This is a genomic window from Draconibacterium sediminis, from assembly GCF_000949475.1.
In the GTDB taxonomy this organism is placed as follows: domain Bacteria; phylum Bacteroidota; class Bacteroidia; order Bacteroidales; family Prolixibacteraceae; genus Draconibacterium; species Draconibacterium sediminis.
This window is the reverse complement of sequence record NZ_JRHC01000001.1, coordinates 2,143,739-2,160,182: the sequence shown is the minus strand read 5'-3', so window position 1 is coordinate 2,160,182 and position 16,444 is coordinate 2,143,739. Positions and strand designations below refer to the sequence as shown.

At 42.6% G+C, this 16,444-nt stretch carries 15 protein-coding genes; 7 read left to right on the top strand and 8 right to left on the bottom strand.

Annotated features, from left to right (window positions below):
- Window positions 1–120: 120 nt before the first annotated feature.
- From LH29_RS08405 to LH29_RS08395, 3 genes are all read left to right on the top strand, one after another.
- On the top strand, window positions 121–615 hold the full coding sequence (locus tag LH29_RS08405; protein ID WP_045027674.1) for an RNA polymerase sigma factor: 495 nt from the start codon (window positions 121–123) through the stop codon (window positions 613–615).
- Window positions 608–1,096 carry a hypothetical protein gene (locus LH29_RS08400; RefSeq protein WP_045027673.1) on the top strand — a complete coding sequence of 163 codons (489 nt, stop codon included), beginning with the start codon at window positions 608–610 and terminating at the stop codon, window positions 1,094–1,096. Before LH29_RS08405 ends, LH29_RS08400 begins: the two co-directional genes overlap by 8 nt.
- Window positions 1,097–1,194: 98 nt before the next feature.
- Window positions 1,195–1,686, top strand: coding sequence for a DUF4252 domain-containing protein (locus LH29_RS08395; RefSeq protein WP_045027671.1), 492 nt, complete (start codon window positions 1,195–1,197; stop codon window positions 1,684–1,686).
- A 97-nt stretch (window positions 1,687–1,783) separates the two neighbouring features.
- Here the strand turns inward: LH29_RS08395 and LH29_RS08390 are convergent, their stop codons facing one another.
- Window positions 1,784–3,058 carry an outer membrane protein assembly factor BamB family protein gene (locus LH29_RS08390; protein ID WP_082063495.1) on the bottom strand — a complete coding sequence of 425 codons (1,275 nt, stop codon included), beginning with the start codon at window positions 3,056–3,058 and terminating at the stop codon, window positions 1,784–1,786.
- Window positions 3,059–3,153: 95 nt separating this feature from the next.
- Here LH29_RS08390 and LH29_RS08385 point away from each other — a divergent pair, with 95 nt between their 5' ends.
- Window positions 3,154–3,942: an endonuclease/exonuclease/phosphatase family protein gene (locus LH29_RS08385; RefSeq protein WP_045027668.1), complete on the top strand. Its 789-nt coding sequence runs from the start codon at window positions 3,154–3,156 to the stop codon at window positions 3,940–3,942.
- 17 nt (window positions 3,943–3,959) lie between these two features.
- Here the strand turns inward: LH29_RS08385 and LH29_RS08380 are convergent, their stop codons facing one another.
- The 7 genes from LH29_RS08380 to LH29_RS08350 form a co-directional block, all read right to left on the bottom strand.
- On the bottom strand, window positions 3,960–5,309 hold the full coding sequence (locus tag LH29_RS08380; RefSeq protein WP_045027665.1) for a saccharopine dehydrogenase C-terminal domain-containing protein: 1,350 nt from the start codon (window positions 5,307–5,309) through the stop codon (window positions 3,960–3,962).
- A 218-nt stretch (window positions 5,310–5,527) separates the two neighbouring features.
- Window positions 5,528–7,069 carry an L-piperidine-6-carboxylate dehydrogenase gene (gene amaB, locus LH29_RS08375; RefSeq protein ID WP_045027663.1) on the bottom strand — a complete coding sequence of 514 codons (1,542 nt, stop codon included), beginning with the start codon at window positions 7,067–7,069 and terminating at the stop codon, window positions 5,528–5,530.
- Between the two features lie 121 nt (window positions 7,070–7,190).
- Window positions 7,191–8,393, bottom strand: coding sequence for a 3-oxoadipyl-CoA thiolase (gene pcaF / locus LH29_RS08370; RefSeq protein ID WP_045027660.1), 1,203 nt, complete (start codon window positions 8,391–8,393; stop codon window positions 7,191–7,193).
- On the bottom strand, window positions 8,386–9,729 hold the full coding sequence (locus LH29_RS08365) for an aspartate aminotransferase family protein (protein ID WP_052670695.1): 1,344 nt from the start codon (window positions 9,727–9,729) through the stop codon (window positions 8,386–8,388). The genes pcaF and LH29_RS08365 overlap by 8 nt, the downstream gene beginning before the upstream one ends.
- An 18-nt stretch (window positions 9,730–9,747) precedes the next feature.
- Window positions 9,748–10,404 carry a 3-oxoacid CoA-transferase subunit B gene (locus LH29_RS08360; RefSeq protein WP_045027654.1) on the bottom strand — a complete coding sequence of 219 codons (657 nt, stop codon included), beginning with the start codon at window positions 10,402–10,404 and terminating at the stop codon, window positions 9,748–9,750.
- The gene (locus LH29_RS08355) at window positions 10,388–11,110 is read right to left on the bottom strand and encodes a 3-oxoacid CoA-transferase subunit A (RefSeq protein ID WP_198152380.1); all 723 of its coding nucleotides are present in this window, start codon (window positions 11,108–11,110) and stop codon (window positions 10,388–10,390) included. Before LH29_RS08355 ends, LH29_RS08360 begins: the two co-directional genes overlap by 17 nt.
- On the bottom strand, window positions 11,103–12,671 hold the full coding sequence (locus tag LH29_RS08350; protein ID WP_045027652.1) for a hypothetical protein: 1,569 nt from the start codon (window positions 12,669–12,671) through the stop codon (window positions 11,103–11,105). Before LH29_RS08350 ends, LH29_RS08355 begins: the two co-directional genes overlap by 8 nt.
- A 604-nt stretch (window positions 12,672–13,275) precedes the next feature.
- Here LH29_RS08350 and LH29_RS08345 point away from each other — a divergent pair.
- From LH29_RS08345 to LH29_RS08335, 3 genes are all read left to right on the top strand, one after another.
- Window positions 13,276–14,634, top strand: a complete 1,359-nt coding sequence (locus LH29_RS08345) for a saccharopine dehydrogenase C-terminal domain-containing protein (protein ID WP_045027651.1) — start codon at window positions 13,276–13,278, stop codon at window positions 14,632–14,634.
- Between the two features lie 155 nt (window positions 14,635–14,789).
- Complete coding sequence (locus LH29_RS08340) at window positions 14,790–15,821, top strand: AI-2E family transporter (protein WP_045027650.1); 1,032 nt, start codon at window positions 14,790–14,792, stop codon at window positions 15,819–15,821.
- 16 nt (window positions 15,822–15,837) lie between these two features.
- Window positions 15,838–16,437 (top strand): carboxymuconolactone decarboxylase family protein, encoded by a 600-nt coding sequence (locus LH29_RS08335; RefSeq protein WP_045027649.1) that lies wholly within the window; start codon window positions 15,838–15,840, stop codon window positions 16,435–16,437.
- The last annotated feature ends 7 nt before the right edge of the window (window positions 16,438–16,444 follow it).

Here is a 16,444-nt window from a genome sequence, read left to right as displayed (position 1 = left end):
CACACTAGAAATCAGCAAAAGGAGCGCAGAAAATGATACAATTGTTTCATTTTTTTACCTTAGCCGTGTTATGAAACCGATACTCAAACGTAATTCATAAAAAGCAAGAACCCGTTAAGGATGACAAGGAGCGAATTTGAAAAACTCATAATACAACAAAAAGATAAACTATTCAGGTTTGCTCTGAGCATTTTAAAAGACACCGATGAAGCACAGGATGCGGTGCAGGAAGTGGTGTTGAAATTATGGAAAAACAGGCGTTTAATAGATAATTCGCAATACCATGAAAGTTATTGTTTGACCGCTGTTAAAAACCATTGTTTCGATGTGTTACGAAAACAAAAACACCACCAAAACTATCTTCAGACAAACATTACTGAACAGATGGAAGAAACACGATTTGATGCCATTGACTTTGTAGAAAAACTGAAACAGGAATTGCACCAGCTACCAGTTCAGCAACGAATGGCTATAGAATTAAAAGATTTCCAGGGACTGGACTACGAAGAGGTAAGCGAAATTATGGAACAAAGCGCAAACACCATACGCGTGCATGTTTCGAGAGGAAGAAAAAAATTATTTGAAATTTTTAAGGAGGAGTTAGCAAATGTGTAACAAGAAAACAAAACACTTTTCTGAAGAGGATTTCGATCTGAAAGATTTCAGCCAATCCGAAAATGATAATTCGGTTGAACAGGAGTTTATGCAATCGTACCAACAACTGAACGACCGGATAAACGCGGAAATTCCGAACTTTAATCCGTTCGAAAAATTAGAAGAACATAACAAACAACGTTTCTTACAAACAAAACGCTTGTTTGCCTATGCTGCCTCAATTCTGTTAGTGGTGAGCCTGGTTTTTGTTGGTGTAAATCACACGCGCAATGAAAAACAGCCAACATTAACAGAAAATGAGTTAACTGAACTACAGGAAAATACCAAGCTGGCTTTGTGGCATTTTTCGAAAGAGATGAATGCCTGCCTTGCCAATCTTGAAAACGCAAAACGAATCAATGCTCCGTTAAGCGACGTTGAATCGTTGAGAAATTTGAATATTCAATTCGATAATCCAATTAAAGATCTTAAAATCAATTAATCATGAAATGAGCATGAAAGTGGGATCGCACCAATCGAAATAGTCAGCTGTAAAATGCGAGTTCCATACAATGCCTTATTCACAAACAATTTAACCGTATGAAAACAAAATTCATCTTATTTTTTCTATTCATTAGTTTCTGCAGCCTGGCACAAAATGGCAACAAAAGTATCGATCAGGCCTTTAAACTAATCGACAGCCGCGAAGACATTTCGTACTTTGAAGTTACCAAAGACATGTTTAAAATGCTGTCGGAATCCCGGGAAATCAGTCCCGAGTTTAAGGAATATATCAGCACGCTTCATCAACTGAAAATGATTCAACCAAGGGGTGAAAAACGCCAGGTGCTTGGCGAAGAGCTCTACAATAGTATTATGAACAATGTGAATCTGAAGGATTATACGCGGCTAATGACCCAACGAGACCAACGCTCTAAAATATCGTTTTACAAAAAGGACGGTAAAAATGAGAATGAGTTTCTCCTGGTAAGCACAAACATGATTATTTACATTACGGGCACACTCGACCTGCAGAATATCCAGCAGTTTGAACAAATAATTGAAATAGCGGGAAGTGCTATGGGAATGTAGATGTAACTCAAAGGAGCAAATAGCAAGGATGTCATCTTTTTAAAAAGATGACATCCTCACGTAAATCTGCAAAATCAGCGTAATCTGAGTGCAAAAACTACTGAATGAGAATCAAATTTTTCTCGCTCCGTAAAAGCATTTTATCGCCAACAAAAACCGGTACCGCTTTAACGGTTTCACCGATATCGTTTTCAGCAACTTTTTCGAATGAATCACCGGGTTTTATAATCGTACAAAATCCTTTTACATTGATGAAGTAAATATTTCCACCGGCATAAATGGGCGATGAATTAAAGTTGCCTTTCAGTTTTTCTTTCCAGATTACATTGCCGGTCATTGCATCCAGGCAAGTTACCATTCCGCGGTCGTGTACCATATACATTTTACCGTCGACAATTAGCGGCGTTGGAATTTGCGGCACCTCATCTTCGTACATCCACACCTGGTGGGTTTCTGTTACATCGCCTTCTCCTGTTGGATCGATGGCATACTGGCGGGTAAAATACGGTACGCCGTCGAGAAAGATCCAGCCGGAATTGACAAATACCAGACCGTTGTAAAACAAAGGCTGACTTACTGTTGAGTCGTAACCATACTTAAACGACCAGACTACTTCGCCGGTAGTAACATCGTGCGCAAAACACATGTAAGCCGAATTACTGATTAATAAATCACGGTTGCCTACAGTTATTACAATTGGCGTTTGGTACGACTTCCGGTAAACCGGCTCCAGTGTATCGTAAATTTCTTTAGGGCGAATACTTTTCCAGATTGTTTCTCCTGTATTTTTATCCAGCGCAATTACATACGGATCTTCTGTTCCTTCCAGATGCACAATCAATTTATCCTTGTAAATAATTGGCGACGAAGCCGGTCCCTGCATGTGTTTACATGGTAAATCATCTCGTTTCCAAATCACTTCAAAACTTTTGGTATCAACACAGGCCGTCCCAAAACTTCCGTAATGCACATAAACGTGTTCTTCATCAACACACGGAGTTGGCGTGGCATACGAGTTTGTTCCGTGAATACGTTGCGGATCTTCTGCCGTAAATAAGGTTTGTTCATTCAGTAGTTTGCCGGTTTCCAAATCGAAACAAAACAGGTAAAATTCGTGGCCGTCTTTTTCGGCTGACGTTACCCAAATACGACCATCATAAACTACCGGCGAAGACCAGCCCAATCCTTTTACGGGCACTTTCCAAACTATATTTTCAGTGTCGCTCCAATTCTGCGGAGCAGTTTCCACATTTGCATGTCCATCCATATCCGAACCACGAAAGTGGGTCCAGTTTTGTTGCTTATTTTGGCAGGCTGCCAACACAAAAAAAAGGAAAACAATTGCGGTAAAGTTGATTCTTTTGGTCATCATTTTAGGTAAAGTTTGTTACATCCAAAGTTAAATGAATTCTGGAATTTCAAAAATTTAATCTTTACCTTCACCTCTTTAATATAAGATCGATAAAAATGACAAAACTGATACTTTCTATACTCACTCTCGTTTTAACATTCAATACACTTACTGCACAGAATACAAGTGATGAAGAAATAATGGTTCGCGTTCTGACCTTCAATATTTTGCACGGTGCAACGACCAAAGGCGATTTTGATTTAGACAAGATCGCATCGGTAATCAAGAGCACAAATCCAGACCTCGTAGCCTTACAGGAAGTTGACTTTAAAACCAACCGCGCCAAAAATTACGACTTGGTTACCGAGCTGGGCTGGCGAACGAAAATGGCGCCCTTATTTGGTATTGCCATGCCTTATGACGGTGGCGGATACGGTGAAGGAATACTGACAAAGATGCCCATCCTGTCGAGCAAAAATGTACCGCTACCTCACTCACCCAACAATGAACCGCGGGCAGCACTTCAGGTATTGGTGCAACTGGAATCAGGCGACACCATCAGTTTTATCGGCACTCATTTGGAGCACCAGGAAAACAGTACAGACCGAATCGACCAGGTAAAAACCATCAATGAAGTTTTTGCCCCGTGCAAGTACCCGACAATTTTAGCCGGAGATTTAAATGCTACCCCCAACAGCGAACCAATTTCAATTCTTAAAGAATACTGGACAGCAAACGACCAAAAAGGCGCTTTTACTTATCCATCCAATGATCCTGAAATAAAGATCGATTACATATTTTTCAGGCCTGCCGGCAAGTGGCAAGTTGTGGAAACGGAAGTTATTTGCGATGAAATTGCTTCCGACCACTGTGCCGTTTTATCCGTACTTAGATTGATAAAATAAGGGAAGATTGTTTTTCTTTAAAACGTATCTTCCTGTCCTACTAACTTTTTCTCCGTTTCGGTGAATTTGATACCAAAACTTTCCAGTTCGTCTAAAATAGGTTCATAAATATCGGGATGCGTTGGTATATAAATTCCACGGTGGTTGAGTTTATCGGTCAGAAACAATTTGGCTGCAACGGCAAGCGGTAAACCTACGGTTTTTGCCATAGCTGTTTTCTCTCCCGATTCTCCAATTACCACCAACGAGCTGTTCTTCTCCACTTTATCCTTAGTATCGCGATCCAGGTATTCAAACTTGTGCCACATCACGATCATGTCTTTGTCTTCGGGCATCAATTGCCATTTTTCCGAAAGTAACTTTTCCATCACCTGGGCAGGCGTGGCACGTTTTAAACCAATTTTCCGGTTATCAAAAATTCCCAACCATTCCAGTTTTGGAATAATCTCCGAGTCCATAGGAATTTGCATCGAATGATACAGTTTCAGATCGACCGTTGCAGGATGGTAATACAAAAAGGAGTTGATAAACTCGCGGTAGGTCATGTCTTCCACATTGTCGATATAGTGATCGTCGCTGGTAGCACCCAACTGCACAAACACATTCCATGCTTTACAAAAACCCGGTCGACGCAAAGTTCCCCGGAAAACAGTGGGAACCTCCTGCAATCCATATTTATCGATATAACTCAACGAATCGCGGTTGGCATAACCTTCAAACCAACCGTAATCATCAATATTAATCAACTCCGTTCTGCGAAATAAACGGTTGTACGGAATGTACTTTACTTTTCCTTTCTGGATAAATTTTGCAGGTCCGCCCTGCCCTGCCAACACCACATTTCGCGGATTCCAGCTAAACTTGTAGTGCCACGGATTATCATCCGATTCGGGAGCAACCAAACCACCCGTAAATGATTCAAAAGCCTCCAACTGATGGCCTTCCTGTTTAATCTGGTTGATCACACGCATGGCTGACATGTGATCGAGGCCGGGATCCAATCCGCACTCGTTTAAAAACAACAGACCTTTACTTTTCACCTCATCTTCAACCTGCTGAATCTCTTTACTTTCGTAAGAAGCCGTAAACAAGCTTTTCGAATATTTCAGGCAAGATTGCATCACCAGTTTATGAAAGCGTGCAGGCAACATGGAAATTACCAGGTCGGCTTCGCGAACTTCCTGATCACGGGCAAATTCATCCCGCACATTTAAAATCGCAAAAGCCAGTTTTAACGATCTTGCCAATTCGCTTTCTTCAGCGTCAACAACTTTTATGTGCCAGTGATATTTTGATGCACGTTCGGCCAGATAGGTGAGCAAAAATACGCTCGACCTACCGGCACCAAATATTAATATGTTTTTCATACTTTTTAGCTATTAGCTACGAGCCACGAGTTAACATGGACTGTCTATAAAGTTAAAATAGAAAATGATGTACAAACTGAGATCGTTTTTATCAAATACCCCCTAAATCCCCCAAAGGGGGACTTTCTCCTCCCCTTTGGGGAGGCCGGGTGGGGTCATTATTTAAAAATTGAACACGTCATTTCTACTATTACTTTTTTGACATCTCGACTGATCTATTAAACATTAAACTCAATTCCCTGAGCCAATGGAAGCTCTGTACTGTAATTTATTGTGTTGGTCTGGCGTCGCATGTAAGCTTTCCAGGCATCGGAGCCCGACTCGCGACCACCGCCTGTTTCTTTCTCGCCACCAAAAGCGCCGCCTATTTCGGCACCCGACGTTCCAATATTTACATTGGCAATTCCGCAATCCGATCCTTCATGCGAAAGGAATTTTTCGGTTTCCAATAGGTGCGTTGAGAAAATTGCCGATGATAATCCCTGCGGTACATCATTGTGCAAACGAATGGCTTCATCAAATTCGGAATAGCGAATCATGTATAGTAGAGGAGCAAACGTTTCGTCCTGAACGATTTCGTAATGATTTTCCACTTCAGCGATAGCCGGAGTTACAAAACAACCTGATTCGTATCCTTCTCCCGTCAACACTTCTCCGCCGATCAACAGTTTTCCGCCCTGTGCTTTTACCTTTTCGATGGCGGCCAGGTAAGTATCCACAGCCCAGCGATCAACCAGCGGGCCAACCAGTGTTTTTTCATCCAGGGCATGACCAATGGGTAACTGCCCGTAAATGGTGATCAATCGGTTTTTAAAATCTTCGTAAACCGAATCGTGAACAATAATGCGGCGTGTGGAAGTACAACGCTGACCGCAAGTACCCACTGCACCAAAAACAACTGCACGAAGCGCCATTTCAATATCGGCCTCAGGAGTGATTATTATGGCATTGTTTCCGCCAAGTTCAAGGATTGTTTTCCCCAAACGCTGACCAACAAGACCACCAACTTTTTTACCAATTTTTGTTGAGCCGGTAAACGACACCAACGGAATATTTTTGTCGCTGAAAAACTCATCGCCCAATTCGCGCGAACCAGCGGCTACCAGACTCAAAACACCTTCTGGAACATCGTTTTCTTTTAAAACTTTAGCAACAATATTGTGAACGGCAATAGCACATAAAAATACTTTTGATGAAGGTTTCCAAATAACCACATCACCCGCTACCAAAGCGATCATTGCGTTCCAGGCCCAAACAGCAACCGGAAAGTTAAAAGCAGAGACAACTCCCACAATTCCAAGCGGATGATACTGGTCGTACATGCGGTGCTTTTCCCGTTCCGAATGCATGGTAAAACCATATAACTGGCGCGACTGACCAACAGCAAAATCGCAGATATCGATCATTTCCTGCACCTCGCCCAAACCTTCCTGGTAAATTTTACCCATTTCGTACGAAACCAATTTTCCGAGCGGTTCCTTGAATTTACGAAGTTCCAGTCCAATTTGGCGCACTATCTCGCCTCGTTTTGGAGCCGGCACCATCCGCCAAACTCTAAAAGCATCTTTTGCTTTTTTCACCACCTCGTGGTAGTCGGTAGCGGTTGCCTGATTTACGCTTGCAATCAATTCCCCGTCCGATGGCGAAAACGATTCAACAGCTGCACCGGACGTTGTTTTCCATTCGATTCCGGTGCAAACACCATTATTAACTTCACTAATTCCTAACTGTTTTAATTCTTTTGAGATGTCAATTTTCATTGTACTATTTTTAGTTGTTTATAAATTCTACTTATTAAATTATCATCACCCCTTTGCCTATCGGCACTTCCCCTCAAGGGGAAAACTCTATCCTACAAGCGGGCAGATATATTCTTATCTTTTAAACCTTTTCCAAGACCATTGAAACTCCCTGGCCAACGCCAACACACATGGTACAAAGCGCGAATTTTGAGTTTGAATTTTGCAGCTGATAAATTGCTGTGGTAACCAAACGCGCTCCTGACATTCCCAGCGGGTGTCCGAGTGCAATTGCTCCGCCAAGCGGATTCACTCGTAGATCATCGTCTGCCATTCCAAACTCACGGATGCAGGCCAGCGATTGTGCTGCGAATGCTTCATTTAATTCGATAATATCCATTTGGTCCAGTCGCATCCCCAATCGTTTTAAAAGCTTATTGGTGGCCGGTACCGGTCCAATCCCCATGGTACGTGGTGGTACACCAGCTGCCTGCGTGCCCAAAATTCTGGCTTTCGGAGTTAGATTGAACTTCTTAACTGCCGCTTCCGATGCTACAATTACAGCTGCTGCCCCGTCGTTAATGCCCGATGCATTGCCTGCAGTAACTGTTGTTCCCGGTCCATAAACAGGATTTAGCGACGCCAGTTTTTCAAGCGAAGTCAGCCGCGGGTGTTCATCCATTTCAAAGATTATCGGATCGCCTTTTCGCTGCGGAATGGAAACCGGAATTATTTCCCGGGCCAGTGCCCCGTTTTGCTGAGCTTCAGCCGTTTTAAGCTGACTGTTGTGTGCAAAACGATCCTGATCTTCGCGACTGATCTTAAATTCTGAGGCCAGATTCTCAGCAGTGCAAATAAGCGGATCTGTTCCATATTTTTCCTGAAATTTGTTGTTCACAAAACGCCAGCCGATGGTTGAGTCATATATTTCTGCATTTCGGGAAAAAGCCTGTGTTGCTTTTGGCATTACCAATGGCGATCGCGACATATTTTCAGCTCCACCGGCAATCATCAGCTCAGCCTCGCCTGCTTTTATGGCGCGCGCCGCCATTCCGATGGCTTCCATCCCGGAAGAACACAATCGGTTTATCGTCACTCCCGGAACCGACTCCGGCATTCCGGCCAAAAGCAAAGCCATCCGTGCAATATTTCTGTTATCTTCTCCGGCCTGATTAGCACATCCCATTAGCACATCATCAAACGCTGCCGGGTCGATCTGATCGTTACGTTCCAGCAAAGTTTTTATGGGAATGGCCGCCAGATCATCTGCCCGGATCGCCGACAGTGAACCTCCATATTTTCCAACCGGCGTGCGTATCGCATCGCAAATAAAAACGTTATTCATAGTTATCTTTGTTTAGTTTTTCAATCCTTGGTTTAAATGTTGTGAACGCCCGGTGCAATCCTTCAGAGAGTTGATCAATTTCCTTTTGTGTCATTACCGTTGAAAGCATACACGAGAAAGTATTGATCATCAGCGTATTTTCTTTGTAATACATATAGTCCAGCAATTCATTAACCAGCTTTTTGCCTTCTTTGTCCATATAAGCCTCACGGTAAGTTGTCGGCGGATCGGGACGAAGATGCATCCTTAACATTGAACCGGCGCCGGTAACCGAAACCGGAACACCGGCAAGTTTTATCACTTCGCGTATCTGTTTAACTGCAACATCGGCAAGTAGATTTAGCTGCGTCACCGCTTCCGAATCATAATACTTCATGGCCTGGTAACCGGCAGTCATGGTTATCGGATTAGCCGAGAACGTTCCGGAATAAGGCAACAGAAGATTCTTTTCGTGTGGATCGAAAACCTGCATCACATCTGCTCTTCCGGCAACAGCACCAACAGGGAATCCGCCACCGATTATCTTCCCAAGCGATGTCAGATCGGGTTTTACGGAATAATTTTCCTGTGCCCCGCCATAATTCACCCGAAAAGTTATCACCTCATCAAAAACCAGTAAAGCCTCGTTTTTCCTGGTCCAGCTGTAAAGCGCCTCTATAAAATCATTGTTACCGGGAACCAGACCTACCCGGTGAGGAACAGGATCAACGATAACACAGGCAATATCTGAAGCATGTTTATCCAAGATATTCAGCGTTCGGTCAATGTTGTTGTACGGATAAATAACCACGTCTTTGGTTACAGATTGTGGTGTCCCATGAGCCAACGCAACACTGCTGGGCTGATCTTCCTTCCCCCAATTTGTTGGATCTGCCATTTGACTCACCTCCGCAAAATCATAAGTACCATGATAAGCGCCTTCGGCTTTTGCAATTTTTGGCCGGCCGGTAAACGCCCTCGAAGCTTTTATCATGGCCATTACCGCTTCGGTACCTGAATTCATAAAACGTATACGCTCGAAACTCTGCACACGTTCGATCAGGTGAGTGGCAAAAGCAACTTCAATTTCGGAAGCAAGTGTGTAGGCTGTTCCTTTTTTTAGCTGCCCGATAACCGCATCTACTATTGGCGGAAACGAATGCCCGTGAATTAATGCTGCCATATTATTGGCGAAATCGGTGCGTACTGTACCGTCAATATCGGTAATGTAACAACCTGAGGCACTGTTGGCATAATTCGGATATGGCATCCGGAAAACTGTATTCCGGCTCACTCCGCCACTTATTACCTGACGTGCCTTGTTATATATTTCTTCGCTATTTTCTTTTTTAGCCATCTTTCTGTACTTACTGATTTATTTCTGATGCAACGTTGCTTCGGTATGTTTCTGCAAAAAATCGAAACTCACTCCGGGAGCCAGTTCCCTCACAAAAAGCTGTTTCTCTTTGACATCAATTATCGCATAATTGGAATAGATTCGACTCACCACATTCTTCCCCGTTAAAGGATAAGTACACTGTTTTACAATTTTCGATTCGCCGGTTTTGGTCGTGTGTTTTGTGATGACATAAATGGTTTTCACACCGGCCACCAAATCCATGGCACCTCCCACTGCGGGAATATCATTTGCATTTCCGGTAGACCAATTGGCCAAATCGCCTTCTTCCGAAACCTGGTATGCACCCAACACACATACATCAATGTGGCCGCCGCGTATCATGGCAAAACTGTCGGCATGATGAAAATAAGCCGCGCCGGGAATCGCTGTTATATACTTTTTACCGGCATTTACCAACTCCGGATCTTCACAACCAACTTCAGCGACTTTTCCCATACCCAGCAATCCATTTTCTGTATGATAGATCACTTCGCGCCCTTCGGGAATAAATCCGGCAACCATTTCAGGAATGCCAATCCCTAGATTTACATATGCACCGTCATGAATATCCATGGCAACTTTTTGCGCCATTTCGCCGGTGCTCCAACCTGTAATTTTATTGTCTGATTCCATGGTACTTTACATTTTCGGCAACCAGTTTCGATTCATCTGCCGGATTGGAAATTTCCACTACGCGATGAACAAAAATTCCCGGTGTTACTACATGTTCGGGATCGATAGTTCCAAGCTCAACCACCTGTTTGGCTTGTACAATAGTTGTTTTTGCAGCTATACACATTACCGGCCCAAAATTGCGGGCTGTTTTGTTGTAAATGAGATTGCCGTACTTATCGGCAGCAGCACATTTCACCAAAGCAAAATCGGCCTGAATAGCTTCTTCCATTACGTATTGCCGTCCATTAAACTCGCGTATTTCTTTCCCTTCTGCCAATGGAGTATTTACAGTTGCAGGTGTATAAAATGCCGGAACTCCTGCGCCGCCTGCACGAATGCGTTCAGCTAACGTTCCCTGCGGCACCAGTTCCAGTTCAATTTCGCCCGCCCGGTACAACTCCGGAAATACAACAGAAATAGCAGTACGCGGAAAAGAGCAGAGAATCTTTTTTACCTGCCGGTTTTCGATAAGTGCTGCCAGCCCAACATGCCCGCTTCCGGCGTTGTTACTCACAACGGTCAGGTCTTTTGCTCCCTGATCGACCAGCGCATGAATCAATTCCACCGGGCTGCCGGCCTCACCAAAACCACTTATCATTACGGTTGCTCCATCGAAAATTCCGGCAACCGCTTCTTTTGCCGAATTCACGATCTTGTTAATCATGGTTTGCCATTTTTAACGATTCTTTTTTTAACGCCTCTTCCAGTCTGCCCTCAATCTCCTCCAGTTCTTCTTCGTAGAAGTATTTGTCAGTCTTGTACGGCTTTAACTTTTCTATCGTGTTTTCCTGCTCGTCGTACTCGGCAAAATATACGCGGTCCATCCACTCCATGTTCCGGGCTTCGTTGAATTTGAGCACAAACACTTTTTCGCCATCAATCTCGGTTGTTCCCATCAGAGAAGTTTTTCCGGCAGAGGAAGTCATAGTGATGTATCGCGACGGGCGATTTATCGACGCCAAACTACGATACACCTTATTGAATACTTTTGTGATGTCGGCCAGTGGAGCCGTAAAATGATGATGCTCGCCGGTTGGCCGTGCGCAGTACATCGAATGGAAACCAATTCCTACCATGGCCAGAATATTGCCCAAATCTATCCAGTTTTGTGCCGAACGATTCACGTCCACTTTTCCATTTTCATCCTTATACAAACTAATGGTGTTCATAATCGGACTTTGGCTCTTCACTTTAATGCCGTATTTTTTTAGTCGCTGAATGGCGGCAATTGCTCCGGGATTCAGTATTTCACGCGGTGTTGATGTATGTGACATCCAAACCACCTGAATACCATTTTCAACGGTCATTCTCAGCAGTTCCAGTATTTCTTTGAACTGATCGGTCAGCAAATGCTCAGGATGAAAAGTAATAGCCCTTGAGCCGATTCGTAGCGTACGAATATGCAAAAGCTCGTCATCTTCCAGAATTGGTATGAGGTATTCTTTTAAACGCCTGTAAGAAATGTACCCTGCATCTCCACCTGTAATCAAAATGTCGGTGACTTCTTTGTGCTTTTTCAGGTACTTGTGCACCTGGTTGATATCGTGCTGCACAAACATGTCCTCGTCGCCACGAACCTGTGCATGCCTGAAACAGTAAGTGCAAAAAGCAAAACAGTTTTGTGTTCCGGCATCCAAAATCAGTTTAATTGGCGGGTACTTGTGCTGGCTACCTTCCAGAATTTCTATTTGCCCCTCTTCGTTATAAAAGAAAGGTTTGTTTAGTTTCTGTTTCCCGTCGTGCGGATTGGTTTTTAACTGGTAGGCTTCAACAACTTTCCGTCTTTCTTCGTCGCTGTCGGCGTCCAGGTATCTTTGTACATCCGCTTTGTTAATCATATCAGGCTGCGGAAATACGAGGTAATAATTCGGATCATTTTTATAGTTGCTCCAATCAATTGTATTCAGAATATGTTTGGTAGCCATAAAACGGTAAACCTCCAGGAAAAACTCGCGTTCCTTAATGTTGTCGAGCTCAACTCCGTTAGCTTTTAGCACCTGTAAAATTTCGCGAAAACCGTTTAATCCTGAGTAATGTGTTTTTCCTTTAAAAAGTGGGTCCTTTTGTTTTGAAAATTGGGAATACTGAGGATAACATTTTTGTAAACGCCGAACTAAACCGGCAGGCAAAAGTTTCTCGTTATTAATGGTTTGTATTGTTTCGGGCGTAAAATCGTAAGCACGCATCATTTCTGCAATATTCAATGACTCCTTCGTACTAATCATCTCTTTTGATATTAAAAGTTCATATTGAAAATTTCATAATACACACAATAGCACATACACAGTTGTATACGAACCATGTAGTAAGGCTGTTGCGCTTCATTCCGAATCCGTCTTATCGACACACCGATTTGAAAGGAATTAATACAGTAAAAAACATTGACAAGCGTCAATAAGAGTTATGGAATAAAAATAACTGCGGTTGCAGCTAATGTGAAACCGTATCATCATCGAGGCACTCCGGCATGCCTAGATAGAAAAATACAGGACATGAATACGATTGTACCATGTGCACAATTTATAAAAATTTGAGCCAGAAGCCCATGATTTTTACCATAATTTATAAAAATGGTAGATATCATCTTTTGTTCAGTAAATTTTTAGCAACTTAAGGGGCTGAAAAAAAGAAGTTTATTGCATCAATTAAAAATCCATTTTTTTTGATCAGGACAATAAATTCAGATAGAAACCAGGGTGAAAATTATCGAACGAATTCTTATAATTTTCGTTTGAATAATTGGAAACAAACAGAAAGCAGAAAAAATGAAACGAGCATGAAAAAGACTGTCAGAAATAGGCATTATAACTATCATGCGAGTTCCATCTTATGCCTTTTAAAAACAATTTTAATACGATGAAAGTACTATTACTTGGCGCCGGGATGGTGGCCAAACCACTTGCCGATTATATTCTTGATAACCAAATAGAATTAACCATTGCCAGCCGCACACTTGCCAAAGCCGATAAATTAATAAGAAACCGTGCCAACGGCAAAGCCACGCAATGGACCACCGATGATCTTACTCAACTGGATGAGTTAATTGCAAGCCACGATTTAACAGTCAGTCTGCTGCCTTATGCGTATCATGTAACAGTTGCCAAATTGTGTATTCAACACAAAAAAAACATGGTTACCACTTCGTATGTATCGGAAGAAATGAAAGCTTTAGATCCAGAAGCGAAAAAAGCCGGTATTATTATTCTGAACGAGATAGGTGTTGATCCGGGATTCGACCACATGACGGCCATGCGAATTATCGACAAGGTGAAAGACAAAGGTGGCAAGGTTAAAGAATTTTACTCGTTGTGTGGTGCGTTGGCAGCACCCGAAGAAACCAACAATCCGTTTAAATATAAATTCTCGTGGTCGCCAAAAGGTGTGATTATGGCCGGAAATAACGGTGCAAAATATTTAAAAGGCGGAGAAATTGTTGAGCTACCAACAGAAGACCTCTTTAAAAATCCATTAAAAATTGATTTCCCTGAAGTTGGGGAAATGGAGGTTTATCCGAATCGCGACTCGCTGGCATACATCGATCAGTACGGATTAAAAGATGTTACAACCATGTATCGCGGAACTTTCCGTTACCCTAACTGGTGCGAAATAATGGATGCCATAAAAACGCTTGGATTGGTTACATACGACAAACAAAGTTTTGCCGGAAAAACCTACAAAAAAATTATGGCACGCCAGCTGGATGTTTATCCGGCCAACATTAAAGAAAAAGCTGCTGAGCGCCTACGGCTGCCAATCGACAGCCCGGCAATTTTAGCAATGGAATGGCTGGGGCTTTTCAGCGATTATATGGTTGCAATGGACGAAGGCTCAAACTTTGATATGGTTACCGACCTGATGCTCAAAAAAATGATGTTGCCCGAAGGTGCCCGCGATATGGTTATCATGCTTCACTCATTTTTGGTTAAGAATGCCGACGGAAGCATTGAAGTTATTAAATCGCGACTACTTGATTTTGCCACTAAAGAAGATACATCGATTGCGAGAACTGTTGGGTTACCGGCCGCCATTGCTGTTAAAATGATCCTGGACGGAAAAATTACCGACACTGGCGTTCATATTCCGGTTTCAAAAAGTATCTATGAGCCTGTTTTAACAGAACTGGAGAAACTTGGAATTACCATGAAAGAAGAATGGGGCTTAAAAGAATCGGCAAAAATCAGTTGCTGATATGAATTAGAAGATTTCAGGAAAACAAAAGTTCGGTTAGTCGCTTAATTTTAAAGCCTATAACAAACTTATTGTTCCTGTCTGAACAAGTTTGCAAAAGCCATTGTAAACGGGCAACGAAGTTTTTTGTATTTTCCCCAATTAATTTCTACCTCATGGAAACAAGCAAAAAGATTTACATTTTCTTAGTCCTTATCACAATTGTTGTGGTTTGTATTTACGCCCAATCCATTATTATCCCGTTTATTTTGGCCATATTATTTTGGTTCCTCATCCGGGTAATTAAAAAGTTACTGGTGAAAGTGAAATTCATTGGCCGCATGCCCAAATGGATTATCACCCTGTTTTCCACGCTGGTGCTGATCGGCTTTTTGACACTGGCTGTTATCATGATTTCGAAAAACATTAAAACGCTGTCGAATACTTTACCGGATTACGAAGCCAACGTAAATAAAATAGCCCAGCAGATCAACCAGCAATTTGATATCGACCTCATGGATATGGCCGGAAATTTTGCCAAGGACCTGAACTTCGGGAGCATTCTTTCATCGCTCTTCAGCACCTTAACCGGACTATTTGGTAACGCCTTCACCGTGTTACTTTATCTCCTGTTTTTGCTGTTGGAAGAGCCAATTTTTCCAAAGAAATTAAAAGCCATGTACCCTGATAAGGAACGTCATGAACATGTAAAAAAACTGGTTGATAAAATTGATCACTCCATTGGAAACTATATTGCACTGAAAACCCTGACCAGTCTTTTAACTGGTTTTCTGAGTTATTTTGCCTTACTTTTTATTGGTATCGATGCACCGGTTTTCTGGGCCTTTCTCATTTTTGTGCTCAACTTTATTCCCACCATCGGATCGCTTATTGCCACTGCATTTCCGGCCATATTCGCCATATTACAGTTCGGCGAAATCACTCCCGGAATTTTAGTTCTCTCAATTGTGGGCGCCATTCAATTGGTTGTTGGCAACTTTATCGAGCCTAAATTAATGGGCAATTCACTAAACATAAGCCCGCTCGTGGTATTTCTTACACTGGCCATTTGGGGTGTGATCTGGGGAATTTCAGGCATGCTGTTAAGTGTACCAATCACAGTTATCCTCATCATTATAATGTCTGAATTTCCGGGTACACGACCATTTGCCATATTATTAAGCCAACGCGGCACCATTAACGAATAAAATCTGTTTTAAGAAAATGAAACAACCACTTGTAGCTCCAAAAACCGGAGAATCTGATCCGGAATTACAGCAACTTATAGAATTTTACGAAGAGACGCTTGGTTTCTGCCCCAACAGCGTAAAAACCATGCATCACCGGCCGCGAATTGCTTATGCTTTTATAGAAATGAACAAAGCCGTGATGGAAAACAAAGGTCGGGTTACCAGTGCTTTGAAACGAATGATCGCCTATATCAGCAGCAATGCTGCAGGCTGCCGTTATTGCCAGGCACACGCCATACGAGCTGCAGAACGTTATGGTGCTGAGCAGGAAAAACTTGACAATATTTGGGACTATAAAACACACGCAGCATTCTCTGAAGCCGAACGTGCGGCACTGGATTTTGCATTTGCAGCATCCATTATTCCAAATAGTGTTGATGACCAAATTGCCGAAAATTTAAGAAGACATTGGCACGAAGGCGAGATCGTAGAAATTACCGGCGTAGTTGCTTTATTTGGCTACCTCAACCGTTGGAACGACTCGATGGGAACTGAAATTGAGAGCGGAGCAATAGAATCGGGCGAAAAACTGCTTGGACAAAAAGGCTGGAATACCGGGAAACACTCGTACTAACCTGTCA